The following is a 15,104-nucleotide window of genomic DNA, read 5'->3' as shown; positions in this document are numbered from 1 at the left end:
GACGCGGCCTCAGTCGATCGTGATCTGATGGACGTTGCGGCCGGCCTTCACCTCGAAGGCCGCCGCCGCCCACGGCGCCCGGCCCATCATGGCCGGGGCGTCGTTGGAGAAGGCGAAGGGCTCGGTCGGCATGCCGAAGGGGTTCGTCCCCATCTTCCCGTCGCCGTCAACGTCGTGGAACGCCTTGATGGCGTAGCGGCCGGGCGCGAGGCCCGTGAGGGTCTGCGAGGCTTCCGCGCCGCTCACCTTCGCCATGCCGCTGGCCCGCGGCGGCGCCTTGTCGTCGTACGAGGCCTCGCTGTCGGCGAGCACGAACAGGACGGCGCCCTGGTGCGCGGTCATGCCCCTGAAGGTGACGGTGAGGTCCGCGGTCTCGGCCGCAGCCGCGGCGGTCGTGGTCAGGCCCAAGCCCAGGCCCAGGCCGGCGAGGCCGACCAGGAGGTTACGCAAGATCATCGGCGGTCCCGGTTGGTGAAGCGATGCCCCACCCGTCGCCGAAACCGCGTTGGACCGCATCGGCCTCTGCGCGAAGGCGCACGACGGCTTCGCGAGCGGCGCCCGCCTGCCGTTCGCGAAGCGCGAACGGCAGGCGGCTCAGGCAGCCTGGCGGCCGTCCTCGTAGACCGGCGCGTCGTCCGGCGTGAGGAACGCCCGGCCACGGATCGAGTCGGCGATCTTCTCGGCGATCATCATGGTGGGGGCGTTGGTGTTGCCGCCCACCAGGGTCGGCATGACCGAGGCGTCCACGACCCGCAGGCCCGACAGGCCCTGCACCCGGCAGTCGCCGTCGACCACGGCCAGCGCGTCGCCCGCCGCGCCCATGCGGCACGTGCCCACCGGATGATAGATCGTCTCGGCCGAGCGGCGGATCCACGCGTCGATGTCGGCGTCAGACTGCACGCCCGCGCCCGGCGAATACTCTTCCTTGATGTAGGGCTTGAGCGCCGCCTGGGCCGCCACCTCGCGCATCATCTTCACGCCCTGGCGCATCGCGCGACGGTCTTCCTCGGCCGACAGGTAGTTGGCGAAGATCGCGGGATCGGCCAGCGGATCGGCGCTGCGCAGGCCCACCCGGCCACGGCTCTCGGGACGGAGCTGGCAGACGTGGAAGGTGAAGCCGTCCTTCTTGATCGCCACCTTGCCGTGGTCCTGCATCATGGCCAGCACAGTATGGACCTGGAGGTCCGGCCGGTCGAGGTCGGGCCGCGAGCGCAGGAAGGCGCCCGATTCCAGCATGTTCTCCCGGCCCAGGCCCTGGCGGCGGAAGACGTAGTCCATGCCGATGAAGAGCGTCTTCACGCCCTTGCGCAGCGAGTGGATCGTGATCGGCTGCGGGCATTCCCAGTTCATGCAGACGTCCAGGTGGTCCTGGAGGTTCTCGCCGACGCCCTTCAACTCGTGGACCACCTTGATCCCGTGCCTGGCCAGTTCGTCGCCGGCGCCGATTCCCGAGAGCTGGAGGATCTGGGGCGACTGCACGGCCCCGGCCGACACGATCACCTCGCCGTCGGCGTGGAAGGTCTGGCGTTCGCCCTTGTCGGTGACGACCTCGACGCCGACCGCGCGGCCGCCCTCGATCAGGATGCGGCTGGTCCGCGCGCCCGTGAGGCAGGTCAGGTTCGGGCGCGACAGCGCCGGATAGAGGTAGGCCCGCGCCGCGCTCCACCGCTCGCCCTTGTGGATCGTGAGCTGGTAGGGGCCCCAGCCTTCCTGCTGATAGCCGTTGAAGTCCTTGGTGACCGGATGTCCCGCCTGGGCGCCCGCCTCGATGGCGGCGCGATAGATGGGATTCGGCGAGGCGGCCTTGGAGACGTGCAGCGGCCCTTCCCCGCCGTGCCAGGCGTCGCCGCCGCCCTCCAGGCTCTCCGAGCGCTTGAAGTAGGGCAGGACGTCCGCATAGCCCCAGCCGGCCAGGCCCGTCTGGCGCCACTGGTCGTAGTCGCGGGCATGGCCGCGGATGTAGATCATGCCGTTGATGGAGGACGAGCCGCCCCAGCCCTTGCCCCGCGGCCACCAGAGCTTGCGGTTGTCGAGGTTGGGCTCGGGCTCGGTCCAGAAGCCCCAGTTGAACGGGTTCTGCTTGCTGATCAGTCCGCCCACGCCCGCGGGCATGGTGACCATCAGCGACTTGTCCTTGCCGCCGGCCTCCAGCAGCAGGACCTTCGTCGTTCCGTCCTCGGTCAGGCGATTGGCCAGCACGCAGCCCGCCGAGCCGGCGCCGATGACGATGTAGTCGAAACGGTCCGCCACGGCCCGCCCTCCCCTGATCATTGTTCAGTTGGCGGCAAACTGACAAAGGCGCCGGAGGGAGACAAGGCCGCGGCCGACAAAAAGTGACGCCGGCGTCACGCTTCCGTCGGTATTGGAGACGCTATCCGAAGAAGCTCTTGAGGATCAGCCCGCTGACGCCCGCGAGGATGAACCCCGTCATCCACTTCAGGCGCAGAAGGTCGGCGTCGATCCGCGAGAACCGGCTCTCGTAGTTGGCGTCCGCGCGCAGCAGAAGAAGCCCGCGCCGCCGATCGTCGCCTCCGTCGAACTCTGACGCCCGCTACCGCCCCTTCCATTGCGGCGCGCGCTTCTGGGCGAAGGCGAGCGGGCCTTCCTTGAAGTCCTCGGACGTATAGAGCGCGGCCACGGCGGGGTATCTGTTCTGCCCTTTCAGCGCCGCTTCCAGGCTGGCCTCGTCCAGGCCCTGGTAGACCGCCTGCTTGGAGGCGCGGACCGACATCGGGCCGAGTTCGCAGATGCCCTTGGCGAGATCGGTGGCCACGCGCATCAGGTCTTCGGCCGAGGTGACCTCGTGGACGAAGCCCAGTTCCTTGCCCTCGTCGGCCGAGACGCGGCGGGCGGTCAGGATCATGCCCATGGCGCGCTTGGTCCCGATGGCGCGCGGCAGCCGGTGCAGCCCGCCGGCCAGGGCCGCCAGCCCCACCCGTGGCTCGGGCAGCGAGAACACCGCCTTGTCGGACGCCACGATGATGTCGCAGGCCAGCGCGATCTCGAAGCCGCCACCCATGGCCACGCCGTTCACCGCCGCGATCAGCGGCTTGGTCAGGTCGAAGCGCGCGGTCAGGCCGGCGAAGCCGGACGGCGGGCTCTTCATCTGGCCGCCCGAGGCTTGGTACTTCAGGTCGTTGCCGGCCGAGAACGCCCGGTCGCCAGCGCCGGTGACGATCCCCACCCACTGCTCCGGGTCGGCGGCGAAGGCGTTCAGCGCCTCGTCCATCTCGAAGTGCGCCGGCGAGTGCATCGCGTTCATCACGTCGGGGCGGTTGAGCGTGATGGTGGTGATCGGCCCGTCGCGGTCGACCTTGATGAATTCGTAAGCCATGGCGTCCTCCCGTTTGGCCCAGCGTTCCGGGCGGACGTTGCGTCCGTCAACTGGCATAAGGCGGCGATGCCCATCCTCGTGCTCGACATCGGCGGGGTCTTCTACCGTGGCTGGCCTGACGACGCGTTCTGGGACCGCTGGACCGCGCACACCAGACTTGATCGTGCGACGATCGAGGCAGTGCTCTCCAGTTCGCCTGAGCATCGCGCGGCGCAGGTCGGACAGATGACGGCCGAAGAAGCCTTCGCCGCAGCCGGTGCGCGGCTGGGCCTGGAGGGGCTGCTGATCCGCGCGCTCGCCGAGTATGCCTACCTCAGCGATTTCAATGCGCGACTGGCCCACGCGGTCCGCGAACTCAGATCCAAGGCCGTGAGGACGTTCGCGCTCACCAACACGCTCTCAACCGAGGCGCAGATCATGTCTCGGCCCGAATTCGCCGGCGTGTTCGAAGGCGTGGTCTCGTCGCATGACGTCGGGCTGACCAAGCCCGATCCCGAAATCTATCGCGCCCTGCTCTCGCGGCTGCAGGCTGCGGCGGGGGATGTGGTGTTCGTCGACGACCTCCCCGGCCACGTCGAAGCAGCGCGCGCCCTCGGCCTGCACGGAATCCATTTCCGGACGACCGGACAGGCGCTGGCCGAGCTTTCGGTCTACTTCCCGGAAATTGCAGCGAGTTCCCGCCTGTAGCGCTGCCAGTTCTCCACATAGTGCGCCGCGCCCAACCCGATGCGGGACGCCTGTTCGGGACTGAGTTCGCGGACCACCTTGCCCGGCGCGCCCATGACCAGCGAGTTGTCCGGGATCTCCTTGCCCTCGGGGATCAGGGCGCCGGCGCCGATCAGGCAGTTCTTCCCGATCCTGGCGCCGTTGAGCACGATCGAGCCGATGCCCACCAGGCTGCCATCGCCGATCGTGCAGCCATGGAGCATGACCATGTGGCCCACGGTCACGTCCCGCCCGATGGTGAGGGGCGAGCCGGTGTCGGTATGCAGGACGCTGCCGTCCTGGATGTTGGAGCCCTCGCCCACCACGATGGGGTCGTTGTCGCCGCGCAGCGTGGCGCCCCACCAGACCGAGGCGTTCTTCTTCAGAATCACCCGCCCCATAACGGCTGCCGTCGGCGCGATCCAGTATTCGTCATCATTCGGTAGCTCAGGTGTCACATTGCCCAAGTTGTAGACAGCCAAGTCACATCCCCTTTTCTTTGCTCGCGCCCCGGTTTAACGACTCGGAAAGGGCGTTAGGATCATTCTAGTCGGGCGATTCGAGGGGGCGAAAGCCTTCCCGAAAGCCGTCGCGGGGTTTCCGCCCCGCGTCTCGCGCTGGACGGAGTTGGATGGCGCAGAGTCTGTCGATCCCCCGGGCCCCATCGCCCGGCCACGCAAGCGAGGCAGGACCGCCTCTCGGGTCGCCGGGCCGCGCATCGCGCCGCCGCCGTTCTCTCCCACCATCCGAAGGGCGTTCCCACATGGGACGCCCTTTTTTCTTGCCCCGATTTTTCCAGCCCCCTGAGGAGGCCTTATGAGCAAGCGGGCTCTGAAGCGACAGCTGCGCGAAGGCGCGTTCGACGCCGGACAGTTCGAGGGAGACGACAAGATCCGCCGGCTGCCGCTCGACCGCGGCTGGTCGCCGCTGGCGCATCACAACGACGATCGCGTTCCGGGGCGGGACCAGGGCTATCTCAAGACCATCAAGGCCAAGTCCGAGGGCCAGCAGGCGCTGATGGACGCCGTCGACGCCCGCAACCTCGTCCTGGCGCTGGGACCTGCGGGCACGGGCAAGACCTATCTCGCCATCGCCAAGGCGGTGGAGGCGCTGGAGAGCGGGCGCGTGGGCCGCATCGTGCTGTCGCGTCCCGCGGTGGAGGCCGGCGAGAGCATCGGCTTCCTGCCCGGCGACGCCGAGGAGAAACTCGCACCCTACCTGCGCCCGCTCTACGACGCGCTGTCGGACCGGCTGTCGATGAAGCGCGTGCGAGCGCTGATGAGCGAGGGCGCCATCGAGATCGCGCCCGTGGGCTTCATGCGCGGCCGGACGCTGAACAACGCCTTCGTGGTGATCGACGAGGCGCAGAACTGCACCTACGGGCAGCTCAAGATGCTGCTCACCCGCCTCGGCTGGCATTCCACGATGGTCGTCACCGGCGACCCGAACCAATCCGACCTGCTGCCCGAGATCTCGGGCCTGGCGCCCGTGGCGTCGAAGCTGGAGGAGATCGGCAACGTCGCCGTGGTCCGCCTGGGCGACCGCGACATCGTCCGCCACCCGCTGGTGGCCGAGATGCTGGGCGTTCTCTGAACGCAGCCGCCCCGAAGGTTCAGGAAGGCGGCCTTCTCGTGAGACAGGCGCTTGCGTACGGAAGCTGCCGGAACTAGGTAGTTAGCCAACCTAACTACCTAGTTCCGGAATGCCCCAGACGCCGCCCGACATCGTCGCCCTGGCCGAAACCCTTCGGCCGGCCGTTCTGCACGTGTCGCGCCGGCTGCGGCAGGCAGGACAGCGTACGGGGTTGTCGGCCCAGGACGTGCTGGTGCTGGTCCAGGTGCGCAAGCAGCCGGGCATCGGGGTGAGCGCCCTGGCCGACGCCGAGCGGATCACCCGTCCGACCATGAGCCTGCAGGTGAAGCGGCTGGAGGCCGCCGGCCTGCTGGCCCGCCGCGGGGACGACAGCGACGGACGCCGGTGCGGCCTCACCATCACCCCGGCCGGCCAGGGCAAGCTGGACGAGATCCGCCAGGAGCGGAACGACTGGCTGGTCGAGCGCCTGACGCAACTGACCCCGGCGGAACGCCGCCTGCTGGCCGAAGCGGCGCCGGCCCTGGAAAGGCTGGCCGACCTGTGAGCCCGAGCGACGAGCCGCTTCAGACCGCCCCGGAGGCCGCCGCGCCCCGAGACTCCGGGCGCATCACGCGCGGGTGGGTGGCGCCCGCCATCATCGGCTCGGCGCTGCTGATGCAGACCCTGAACGCCACGGTGATCGTCAACGCCCTGCCCGCCATGGCCGAGACGTTCGGGGTAGAGCCGCTCAGGCTGAACGTGGCGATCACCGTCTACATGCTGTCGGCGGCGGTGTTCCTGCCCCTGTCGGCCTGGCTGGCCGACCGCTTCGGGGCCCGGCGCGTCTTCCTGGCCTCCATCGTGCTCTACGCCGTGGGCTCGATGGCGTGTGGCCTGGCGCCCGATTTCTGGTCGCTGATCGCGGCGCGATTCATCCAGGGCGCCGCGGGCGCCACCATGATGCCCGTGGGCCGCCTGATCCTGCTGCGCAGCACGCCCAAGTCCGAGCTGGTGGGCGCGCTGTCGGTCGTGACCATGCCGGCGCTGCTGGGGCCGGTGGTCGGGCCGGTGGTCGGCGGCGCCATCGTCACCTTCGCCGACTGGCGCTGGATCTTCTTCATGAACCTGCCGATCGCGGCCGCCGGGCTCTTCCTCGTGCGCCGCTACATCCCCGAGGTGCGGGCCGAGGCTCCGACGCCGGTGGACATTCCCGGCATCCTTCTGACCGGACTCGGCCTGGCGGCGCTGATCTTCGCCTTCGAGAGCCTGGGCGCGGAGGCCGTCTCGCCATGGCGGGTCGCGGGACTCCTCGCCCTGGGCGCGCTGAGCCTCGGTGCCTACGGCCGGCACGCGCGCCGGACGCCGCATGCGGTGGTCGACCTGTCGATCTTCCGCAAGCCCACCTTCAACGCCGCGACGGTCGGCGGCGCCTTCATGCGCACGGCCATGGGCGCCAACCCCTTCCTGCTGGCCATGCTGCTGCAGGTGTCGTTCGGGCTGTCCGCATTCGCGGCCGGGACCATGACCTTCATCTCGGCCGCCGGGGCGCTGGCCATGAAGACGGCCGCGCCCCCGATCCTGCGCCGCTTCGGGTTCCGGACGGTGCTGCTGGTGAACGCGGTGATCGTGGGCGTCAGCTTCATGTCGTATGCGCTGTTCAGGCCCGACTGGCCGCATTGGGCGATCATGGCGATCCTCGGCGTCGGGGGCTTCTTCCGCTCGCTCCAGTTCACCGCGCTGAACGGCATGGCGTACGCCGAAATCGAACCGCCGGAGATGAGCCGGGCGGCGATCACCTCGTCGATGGTCCAGCAACTGGTCCAGGCCGTCGGGATCGGCCTGGCCGCCAGCCTGCTGCACCTGCTGATGACGCTCCACGGCGAGACCCGGCTGACGGCCGAGGTGGTGGCCCCCGCGTTCGTGGCGTGTGGCCTCTTCACCATGATCTCGATGCTCTGGTTCGTGCGGCTGTCGAAGGACGCCGGCGACGAGATGAACGGCCGCGCGCCGAAGGGCTGACGTCTCCAAAGGTCCTGGGGCGCATGGGCGCCTGGAACACGAAGACCACGAAGACCATGAAGGGCAGACCCGCGGCGCTTGGGCGCCCTGGTGGTCTTCGTGCCCGAAAGGCCGCGCCGGCGGCGCGTTCCGGCGGCGCGTCAGGCGGCGTACACCTGGGGGCGCAGCGGCAGGACACGGACAGAGAGGCCGGCGCCGACGCCCTGCGGCAAGGTCGGACCGTGGGCCTGGAACTCGACGTCCGCCTCGCCGACGCGGCAATCGATCCGCACGTCCGGCCCGCGCTGGGCCACGCCCTTCACCTGGGCCAGCAGGCCCGGCGCGTCGGGCGCCCCGAACGACACCTCGTCGGGCCGGAAGAAGACCTCCACCGCGCCCTGCGGCGCGCCGGCCGGCGCCTCGGACACCCAGTCGGCCACCTGGAGCCGCCCCTGCTCCACCACGCCCGGCATGCGGCAGGTCTGGCCCAGGAAGTCGAAGACGAAGGGGTCGGCCGGGTTCTCGTACACCTCGTTCGGCGTGCCGAGCTGGACCAGCTCGCCGTCCTTCAGGATCGCCACCCGGTCGGCGAGGTCGAGGGCCTCCTCCTGGTCGTGGGTGACGAAGACGGTGGTGACGCCGGCGCGGTCGTGCAGCTCGCGCAGCCAGCGGCGCAGCTCGCGGCGGACCTGGGCGTCGAGGGCGCCGAACGGCTCGTCCAGCAGCAGCATCCGGGGCTCGATGGCCAGGGCCCGCGCCAGCGCCACGCGCTGCCGCTGGCCGCCCGAGAGCTGCGAGGGATAGCGCTTGTCGAGGCCCTCGAGCTGGACGAGCTGGAGCAGGTTGTTCACCCGGTCGGCGATCTCGGACTTCGCGGGACGTTCGGAAGCTTTGCGCACCGTCAGGCCGAAGGCGATGTTCTGGGCCACCGTCATGTGACGGAAGAGGGCGTAGTGCTGGAACACCATGCCCACGCGGCGGCGGCGCACGGGCAGCGCCAGGAAGTCCTCGCCGCCGAACCGCACCTCGCCGGAATCGGGGGTCTCCAGCCCGGCCAGCACCCGCAGCAGGGTGGTCTTGCCCGAGCCCGAGGGGCCCAGCAGCGCCAGGAACTCGCGTTCGCGCGCCTGGAGAGACACGCTCTTCAGCGCCGGGAACCGCCCGAACGCCTTGGAGACGCCTTTGATCTCGAGGGCCGTGGCGGCGCTAGTGTCGTCGGCTGGCCGAAAGTTCACCGGAATGACGCCATTCGAGGAAGGACTTGAGGACGAGGGTGACGAGGCCGAGTCCGGCCAGGATGGAGGCCGCCGCGAAAGCGCCGACGAATTCGTAGTCATTGTAGAGCACCTCGACGTGCAGCGGCAAAGTGGTCGTCTGGCCCCGGATGCTGCCGGAGACGACCGACACCGCGCCGAACTCGCCCATCGCGCGGGCGTTGCAGAGCAGGACCCCGTAGAGCAGCGCCCAGCGGATGTTGGGCAAGGTGACCCGCCGGAAGGTGGTCCAGCCGCCGGCGCCCAGGGTGAGCGCGGCGGCCTCCTCGTCGGCGCCCTGGTCCTGCATCAGGGGGATCAGCTCGCGGGCCACGAACGGCAGGGTCACCAGCACCGTGGCCAGGACCAGGCCCGAGGTGGCGAAGATGATCTTGACGTTGTTCTCCATCAGCCAGGGGCCGAACCAGCCCTGGGCGCCGAACAGCAGCACCCAGACGAGGCCCGAGACCACCGGCGACATCGAGAACGGCAGGTCGATGAAGGTGACGAGCAGGCTCTTGCCCCGGAACTCGAACCGCGCGATCGCCCAGGCGGCGGCCACGCCGAAGACCGCGTTCAGCGGCACCGAGATCGCCGCCACCAGCAGGGTGAGCCGGATGGCCGCCAGCGAATCGGGATGCGCCAGCGGTTCGAGATAGCGGGCGAAGCCCTGGCTCAGCGCCTGCTGGAAGACGACGCCCAGAGGCAGCACGATCAGGAGGGCGAGCACGGTCAGCGCGCCCAGCAGCATCAGGGGCGCGAAGCCCGGCAGGCGGACGCCAGGGTTCATGCGCGGCCCCGCCGGGCCAGGAAGAACTGCAGGCCGTTCACGGCCAGCAGCGCGCCGAACGAGATGACCAGCATGGCCAGGCCCACGGCCGCGGCGCCGGCATAGTCGTACTGTTCGAGCTTGATGACGATCAGCAGCGGGGCGATCTCGGACTTCAGCGGCATGTTGCCGGCGATGAAGATCACACTGCCGTACTCGCCGACCGCCCGGGCGAAGGCCAGGCTGAAGCCGGAGATCAGCGCCGGCAGCACCGCCGGCAGGATCACCAGGCCGAAGCGCTGAAGGTGGGTGGCGCCCAGCGTCTGGGCCGCCTCCTCGACCTCGCGGTCGAGGTCCTGCAGCACCGGCTGGACCGTCCGGACCACGAACGGCAGGCCGATGAACATCAGCGCGAGATAGATCCCGATCGGCGTGTAGGCGACCTGGATCCCGGCCGCGGCCAGGGGCGCGCCGAGGGGGCCGGTGGGCGCGTAGAGCGCCGTGAGCGCGATACCGGCGACGGCCGTCGGCAGGGCGAAAGGCAGATCCACGAAGGCGTCGACGATGCGCCGCCCGGGAAACTCGTAGCGTGTGAGCGTCCAGGCGACGAGCAGGCCCAGGGGCAGGTTCGTCAGGGCGGCGAGAGCCGCGGCGCCGAAGCTGAGCCGCAGCGCGGCCAGGACCCGGGGTTCGGTCAGGGTGGCCCAGACGCCGCCGAGTCCAAGCTCCCACGGCCGCAGGATGAGGGCGGTGAGCGGCAGCACGACGATCAGGCCCAGCCAGGTGAGCGTCCAGCCCATGGCGAGCGGGAAGCCCGGCAGGATGCTGGGCTGCTTCCATCGGTGGCGCAGCCGGGATGGCGCGCTGGGCAGGGCGGCGGCGGTCATGGGCCGTCAGCGCCTGTAGATGCGGTCGAACACGCCGCCGTCGCTGAAATGCTCGGCCTGGGCCTTCTTCCAACCGCCGAACTGCCCGTCGATGGTGACGAGAGGCAGTTCACGGAACTTCGTCCGGTATTTCGCCAGCGCCCGGGCGTTGCGCGGCCGGAAATGGTGCTTGCCGATCAGGTCCTGCGCCAGGGGGCTGTAGAGGAAGTTCAGATACCCCCGCGCCTGCACGCGCGTGCCGTTCCGATCGACGTTGCGGTCGATCAGCGCCACCGCCGGCTCGGCCAGGATGGACAGGCTGGGGTAGACGATGTCGAACTTCGCGCCGAACTCGTCGAGGGACAGATAGGCCTCGTTCTCCCAGGCCAGCAGGACGTCCCCGATGCCGCGCTCGGCGAAGGTGGTGGTCGATCCGCGCGCGCCGGTGTCCAGGACGGGCACGTTCCGGAACAGGCGGGTGAGGTAGGCCTCGGCGGACTGGGGCGTCCCGCCCTTCTGGCGCAGCGCCCAGGCGTAGGCGGCCAGGTAGTTCCAGCGGGCGCCGCCCGAGGTCTTCGGATTGGGGGTGATCACCTGGACGCCGGGGCGGACCAGGTCGGCCCAGTCGCGGACACCCTTCGGATTGCCCTTCCGCACCAGGAACACGATGGTCGAGGTGTAGGGCGCCGAGTTGTCGGGCAGGCGGGACTGCCAGGTCTCGGGCAGCAGCTTCGCGCGCGTGGCGATCTCGTCGATGTCGTAGGCCAGGGCCAGGGTGACGACATCCGCCGCCAGACCATCGATCACCGCCCTGGCCTGGCGGCCGGAGCCCCCGTGGCTCTGGTTGATCGTCAGCGTCTGGCCCGTACGCTGCTTCCAGTAGTCGGCGTAGGCGGCGTTGACGTCCTTGTAGAGCTCTCGCGTGGGGTCGTAGCTGACGTTCAGCAGCGACACTCCCCGGCCCCGCTGCGCGAGGGCGGGAACGGGCGCGGCCGCCGCGGCGGCCAGACCGCCAGCCACAAGCCAGCGGCGACTCCGGGGTGGATCGATCGACATGACGACGGCTCCCGCAGGTTCCGGAGAACATACCAGACAGGCAACGCGGCGGGCGCGCCCCCGATCCGCGCGGCGCCAGATAGCCCACACTATTCCCATCAAGTAACAAGGATTACGCTGCAAGCGCCTGCAGATTTTCTGTCCCCGCGCCTCTCACCCGGCCTTCTGGACCTGATCGAAGACGCCTCCGTCGGCGAAATGGACGGCCTGGGCGACCTTCCAGCCCCCGAAAGCCTCGTCGATCGTCACCAGCGGCAGGGGCTTGAAGGTCGCGGCGTACCTCGCGGCCGCCACCGCATCACGGGGGCGATAATGGCGCCGGCCGATGACGTCCTGTGCGGCGGGCGTATACAGGAACCTCAGATAGGCCTCGGCCACCTCGCGCGTACCCCGGCGGTCGACGTTGCGGTCGATCAGGGCCACGCACGGTTCCGCGAGGATCGAGCTCGAGGGATAGACGACCTCGAAGTGCGGTCCGAACTCCTCGATCGTCAGATAGGCCTCGTTCTCCCAGGTGAGCAGGACGTCCCCCACCCCGCGCTCGGCGAAGGTCGTCGTGGATCCACGGCCGCTGCCGTCGAGCACGGGCACGTTGCGGAACAAGCCCCGCACGAAGTCGCGCCCGCCCGCCTCGCCCCCCGCCCGGAACGCCTGGGCGTAGGCCGCCAGATAGGCCCAGCGCGCGGCGCCGGAGGTCTTGGGGTTGGCCGCGATCACCGCCAGGCCCGGCTTCAGCAGATCGGGCCAGTCCCGGACGCCCTTCGGATTGCCCTTCCTCACCAGGAAGATGACCGTAGAGGCGTAGGGCGCCGAGTTGTGGGGCAGGCGCGCCTGCCAGTCCTGCGGCAGAAAGCCCGCGCGGTCCGCGATCTCCTCGATGTCGCCGGCGAGGGCCAGGGTGACGACGTCCGCCTCCAGCCCGTCGATCACCGCCCGGGCCTGCTTGCCCGAGCCGCCGTGGCTCTGGGCGACCGCGACCTCGCGGCCGGTCCGGCGCCGCCAGTCCTCGGCGAACAGGGGATTGATCTCCTTGTAGAGCGCGCGGGTCACGTCATAGCTGACGTTCAGCAGCCCCGCCGCCCCGCGCCGACCCGCCGGCTGCGAACAGGCGGCGAGGCCCGCAGCCGCGGCGGCGATCATCAGCCCACGTCGGGTCGGAAGCGTCATGGGGTCCTCCCGGACGACGAAGAAGGCGCCCGCGCGGGCAGGCGCCTTCAAGGTCCGGAACGCGCCTCAGAAGGCGGCCTTGAGCGTCAGGCCGTAGGTTCTGGGGTCGCCGGGCTGACCGGCGATCAGGCCGGTGTTGCTGGGCCCCACGGCGAGTTGCTCGAAGTACTTCTCGTCGAAGGCGTTACGCACCCAGCCGAAGACGTTGATCCCCTCCGGCGTACGGAACCCGACCCGGAAGTTCGAGAGCGAATAGCCGTCCACCCAGGTGTAGATCGAGGGCGACGCGTTGGACGAGAAGTTCGACCGGTAGCTGCCGTCGTAGCCCAGGTAGACCTCGCCTTCCCGCCCGAGGAACGTGGCGGGGAAGTTCGCTTCCGCACCGAACGAGAAACTCCACTTCGAGACGCCGGGCAGGCGCTGGCCCGAGATGTCGCAGTTGGCGGGGCTGAGTCCGCCGGGCGTGCCGGGCGCGCTGGGCGTCTGGCCCGCGCCCGCCGTCGTCCCGCCCGAAAGCTCCGGCGGGCACGGCGCGTCGACGAACTTGCGATAGGTGGCGTCGGTGTAGGCGCCGTTCACATAGGCCGTGAACCGCTCGCTGGGCTGGACCGAGAAGTCGAACTCGAAGCCCTGGCTGCGAACCTTGCCGGCGTTCGCCAGGTAACCGCGCAGCACGCCGAGCTGGCCGTTGGTGACCGTCGCCTGGTAGTCCTTGATGTCGGTGCGGAAGGCCGCGAGGTTGAGGGTGGCGCGCCGATCCCAGAACTGCGTCTTCAGCCCGGCTTCGAAATGGTCGACGTCCTCGGGCTTGATCGAACCCGCCGCGAGGATGGGATTGCCCGCGGCGTCGGTGGGCAGGCCGTTCTGGTTGATGCCGCCGGTCTTGAAGGTCTTGGCGTAGGTCGCATAGCCCCGGATTTCCGGCGCGAACGCGTAGCTTGCCGTCAGGTCGTAGCTGAAGTTCCAGTCGCTGAAGTCCGGCGCGCTGAGCTGGGGCGTGAAGACCGCGAGCTGGGCGACCCGGCGGGGGTCGGTCTGACCGACCAGCACGGGCAAGCCCTGGCCGTCGACGACCCGACGCTCGTAGTACCCTTCCTTCTTGTCGTAGTTGATCCGGACCCCGGGCTGGATGGTGAAACGCTCGTTCACCTTCCAGCTCGCCTGGCCGAAGAGCGCGAAGCTGGTGCTCTTGAGGTACTGCGTGTTCAGCGCCGTCAGCCCGTTGAGGACGCTGGGATCGTTGGCGAGCGCGCTGCTGGGATTGATGTTCCAGCGGCTGGATGCGGGCCCGTGCTGTTCGGTTCCCTGGGTGTCGATCCGCTGCTTGAAGGCGAAGGCGCCGACGACGACGTCCAGGCGCTCGCTGCCGTAGTTGTAGCGCAACTCCTGGGAGTACTGATCCTGCTGGGACGGGTTCTGCGACTTCGTGACGATCGGCAGCCCCAGGAAGTCGCGGTCGTTCTCCGGCTTCCAGTCCCAGTAGCGCCAGGCGGTGACCGACGTCAGGGTTCCCGGGCCGACGTTCCACACGACGCGCACCGAGGCGCCGCCGATCTCGTTGCCGGCGTTGAGGTTGGCGTCCACGTCCGTCAGCCGATCGAACGGATTGGTGCTGACGACGGTGTAGCCCTGGGCGGCGGCCAGGGCCGCGTATTGCCGGTTCAGAGGCCTCTGGGTCGCGCCGGTGCGGACGAAGATCTGGGCGCAGCACTCGGCGTCCTGCTTGTTGTAGTCGGCCGCCAGGGTGATCGCGAGATCGTCGTTGGGCCGGTAGAGGACCTGGCCGCGCAGGCCCAGGTTGTCCTGCCCGTTGATCCACTGCTGGCTCGTGACATTGTAGATCGTGCCGCGCCGGGTGGTCGTGGAGACGGCGAACCGCGCCGCGAGGGTGTCGGTCAACGGCCCCGAGACGGCGGCCTTGGCCTGCTTGAAGTCCAGGTTCCCGAACGACACCTCGGCCTTGGCCTCGAAGTCGAAGGTCGGCTGGTTGGTGGTGATGTTGACGGCGCCGGCCGTGGTGTTCTTGCCGTAGAGCGTGCCCTGCGGGCCGCGCAGCACCTCGATCCGGGAGACATCGAGGAAGTCCAGCGTCGCACTGGCCACGCGGGCATAATAGACATCGTCCACATAGAAGCCGACGCCCTGCTCGAAGCCATCGCTGGTGAGGCCGAAGGGTACGCCCAGGCCGCGAACGTTCACCGCCGTGTTGCGCGGGTTGGACGAGTAGTACTGCAGCGTCGGTGCGAGCTGCTGCAGGCGGCCCACGTTGAAGGCGCCCGTCGCGTCGACCTTGTCCCCGGCCACGACCGACACCGCCAACGGGATGTCCTGCACCGTCTCCGCGCGCCGACGCGCCGTGACCGTGATCTCACCGAGGGTGGTGG

The 15,104-nt window shown here is 69.5% G+C and carries 13 protein-coding genes and 1 pseudogene; 4 read left to right on the top strand and 10 right to left on the bottom strand.

Annotation, left to right across the window (positions count from 1 at the left end):
- Positions 1 to 9 precede the first annotated feature (9 nt).
- The 3 genes from WG212_RS10830 to WG212_RS10820 all read right to left on the bottom strand — a co-directional run bounded on the left by WG212_RS10830 (position 10) and on the right by WG212_RS10820 (position 3,334).
- Complete coding sequence (locus WG212_RS10830) at positions 10 to 456, bottom strand: DUF2141 domain-containing protein (protein ID WP_337187106.1); 447 nt, start codon at positions 454 to 456, stop codon at positions 10 to 12.
- Positions 457 to 594: 138 nt separating this feature from the next.
- A complete protein-coding gene (locus tag WG212_RS10825) occupies positions 595 to 2,250 on the bottom strand; it encodes a choline dehydrogenase (protein ID WP_337187105.1) in 1,656 nt (551 codons plus the stop codon).
- A 301-nt stretch (positions 2,251 to 2,551) separates the two neighbouring features.
- A complete protein-coding gene (locus WG212_RS10820) occupies positions 2,552 to 3,334 on the bottom strand; it encodes an enoyl-CoA hydratase-related protein (protein ID WP_337187104.1) in 783 nt (260 codons plus the stop codon).
- 66 nt (positions 3,335 to 3,400) lie between these two features.
- Between WG212_RS10820 and WG212_RS10815 the strand changes: the two genes are divergently transcribed.
- Complete coding sequence (locus WG212_RS10815) at positions 3,401 to 4,021, top strand: HAD family phosphatase (protein ID WP_337187103.1); 621 nt, start codon at positions 3,401 to 3,403, stop codon at positions 4,019 to 4,021.
- Here WG212_RS10815 and WG212_RS10810 read toward each other — a convergent pair.
- Positions 3,985 to 4,521 carry a gamma carbonic anhydrase family protein gene (locus WG212_RS10810; RefSeq protein ID WP_337187102.1) on the bottom strand — a complete coding sequence of 179 codons (537 nt, stop codon included), beginning with the start codon at positions 4,519 to 4,521 and terminating at the stop codon, positions 3,985 to 3,987. The genes WG212_RS10815 and WG212_RS10810 overlap by 37 nt on opposite strands.
- Positions 4,522 to 4,855: 334 nt before the next feature.
- Between WG212_RS10810 and WG212_RS10805 the strand changes: the two genes are divergently transcribed.
- The 3 genes from WG212_RS10805 (at position 4,856) to WG212_RS10795 (ending at position 7,630) form a co-directional block, all read left to right on the top strand.
- A complete protein-coding gene (locus tag WG212_RS10805) occupies positions 4,856 to 5,632 on the top strand; it encodes a PhoH family protein (protein ID WP_337187101.1) in 777 nt (258 codons plus the stop codon).
- A gap of 109 nt (positions 5,633 to 5,741) precedes the next feature.
- Positions 5,742 to 6,176 (top strand): MarR family transcriptional regulator, encoded by a 435-nt coding sequence (locus WG212_RS10800; protein WP_337187100.1) that lies wholly within the window; start codon positions 5,742 to 5,744, stop codon positions 6,174 to 6,176.
- On the top strand, positions 6,173 to 7,630 hold the full coding sequence (locus tag WG212_RS10795; protein WP_337187099.1) for an MFS transporter: 1,458 nt from the start codon (positions 6,173 to 6,175) through the stop codon (positions 7,628 to 7,630). Before WG212_RS10800 ends, WG212_RS10795 begins: the two co-directional genes overlap by 4 nt.
- 140 nt (positions 7,631 to 7,770) lie before the next feature.
- Here WG212_RS10795 and WG212_RS10790 read toward each other — a convergent pair whose 3' ends face one another.
- The 6 genes and pseudogenes from WG212_RS10790 to WG212_RS10765 all read right to left on the bottom strand — a co-directional run.
- On the bottom strand, positions 7,771 to 8,844 hold the full coding sequence (locus WG212_RS10790) for a sulfate/molybdate ABC transporter ATP-binding protein (protein ID WP_337187098.1): 1,074 nt from the start codon (positions 8,842 to 8,844) through the stop codon (positions 7,771 to 7,773).
- Positions 8,816 to 9,652, bottom strand: a complete 837-nt coding sequence (gene cysW / locus WG212_RS10785) for a sulfate ABC transporter permease subunit CysW (protein ID WP_337187097.1) — start codon at positions 9,650 to 9,652, stop codon at positions 8,816 to 8,818. The genes WG212_RS10790 and cysW overlap by 29 nt, the downstream gene beginning before the upstream one ends.
- Positions 9,649 to 10,518 carry a sulfate ABC transporter permease subunit CysT gene (gene cysT, locus WG212_RS10780; RefSeq protein ID WP_337187096.1) on the bottom strand — a complete coding sequence of 290 codons (870 nt, stop codon included), beginning with the start codon at positions 10,516 to 10,518 and terminating at the stop codon, positions 9,649 to 9,651. Before cysT ends, cysW begins: the two co-directional genes overlap by 4 nt.
- 6 nt (positions 10,519 to 10,524) lie before the next feature.
- Positions 10,525 to 11,553 (bottom strand): sulfate ABC transporter substrate-binding protein, encoded by a 1,029-nt coding sequence (locus WG212_RS10775; protein ID WP_337187095.1) that lies wholly within the window; start codon positions 11,551 to 11,553, stop codon positions 10,525 to 10,527.
- 153 nt (positions 11,554 to 11,706) lie between these two features.
- On the bottom strand, positions 11,707 to 12,720 hold the full coding sequence (locus WG212_RS10770; protein WP_337187094.1) for a sulfate ABC transporter substrate-binding protein: 1,014 nt from the start codon (positions 12,718 to 12,720) through the stop codon (positions 11,707 to 11,709).
- 66 nt (positions 12,721 to 12,786) lie between these two features.
- Positions 12,787 to 15,087: pseudogene (locus tag WG212_RS10765) on the bottom strand (TonB-dependent receptor); the annotation flags it as partial.
- Positions 15,088 to 15,104: the final 17 nt, after the last annotated feature.

The sequence above is a fragment of the Phenylobacterium sp. genome (assembly GCF_037189685.1).
In the GTDB taxonomy this organism is placed as follows: Bacteria; Pseudomonadota; Alphaproteobacteria; order Caulobacterales; family Caulobacteraceae; genus Phenylobacterium.
Note: the sequence above shows the minus strand (reverse complement) of the source record. Positions and strands in the feature narration are given on the sequence as shown.

Excerpts from the sequence above, each read along its gene's own strand:
- cysT (WP_337187096.1), bottom strand. The coding sequence starts at position 10,518 with ATGACCGCCGCCGCCCTGCCCAGCGCGCCATCCCGGCTGCGCCACCGA.
- WG212_RS10830 (WP_337187106.1), bottom strand. The coding sequence starts at position 456 with ATGATCTTGCGTAACCTCCTGGTCGGCCTCGCCGGCCTGGGCCTGGGC.
- WG212_RS10805 (WP_337187101.1), top strand. The coding sequence starts at position 4,856 with ATGAGCAAGCGGGCTCTGAAGCGACAGCTGCGCGAAGGCGCGTTCGAC.
- WG212_RS10815 (WP_337187103.1), top strand. The coding sequence starts at position 3,401 with ATGCCCATCCTCGTGCTCGACATCGGCGGGGTCTTCTACCGTGGCTGG.
- WG212_RS10775 (WP_337187095.1), bottom strand. The coding sequence starts at position 11,553 with ATGTCGATCGATCCACCCCGGAGTCGCCGCTGGCTTGTGGCTGGCGGT.
- cysW (WP_337187097.1), bottom strand. The coding sequence starts at position 9,652 with ATGAACCCTGGCGTCCGCCTGCCGGGCTTCGCGCCCCTGATGCTGCTG.
- WG212_RS10770 (WP_337187094.1), bottom strand. The coding sequence starts at position 12,720 with ATGACGCTTCCGACCCGACGTGGGCTGATGATCGCCGCCGCGGCTGCG.
- WG212_RS10800 (WP_337187100.1), top strand. The coding sequence starts at position 5,742 with ATGCCCCAGACGCCGCCCGACATCGTCGCCCTGGCCGAAACCCTTCGG.
- WG212_RS10820 (WP_337187104.1), bottom strand. The coding sequence starts at position 3,334 with ATGGCTTACGAATTCATCAAGGTCGACCGCGACGGGCCGATCACCACC.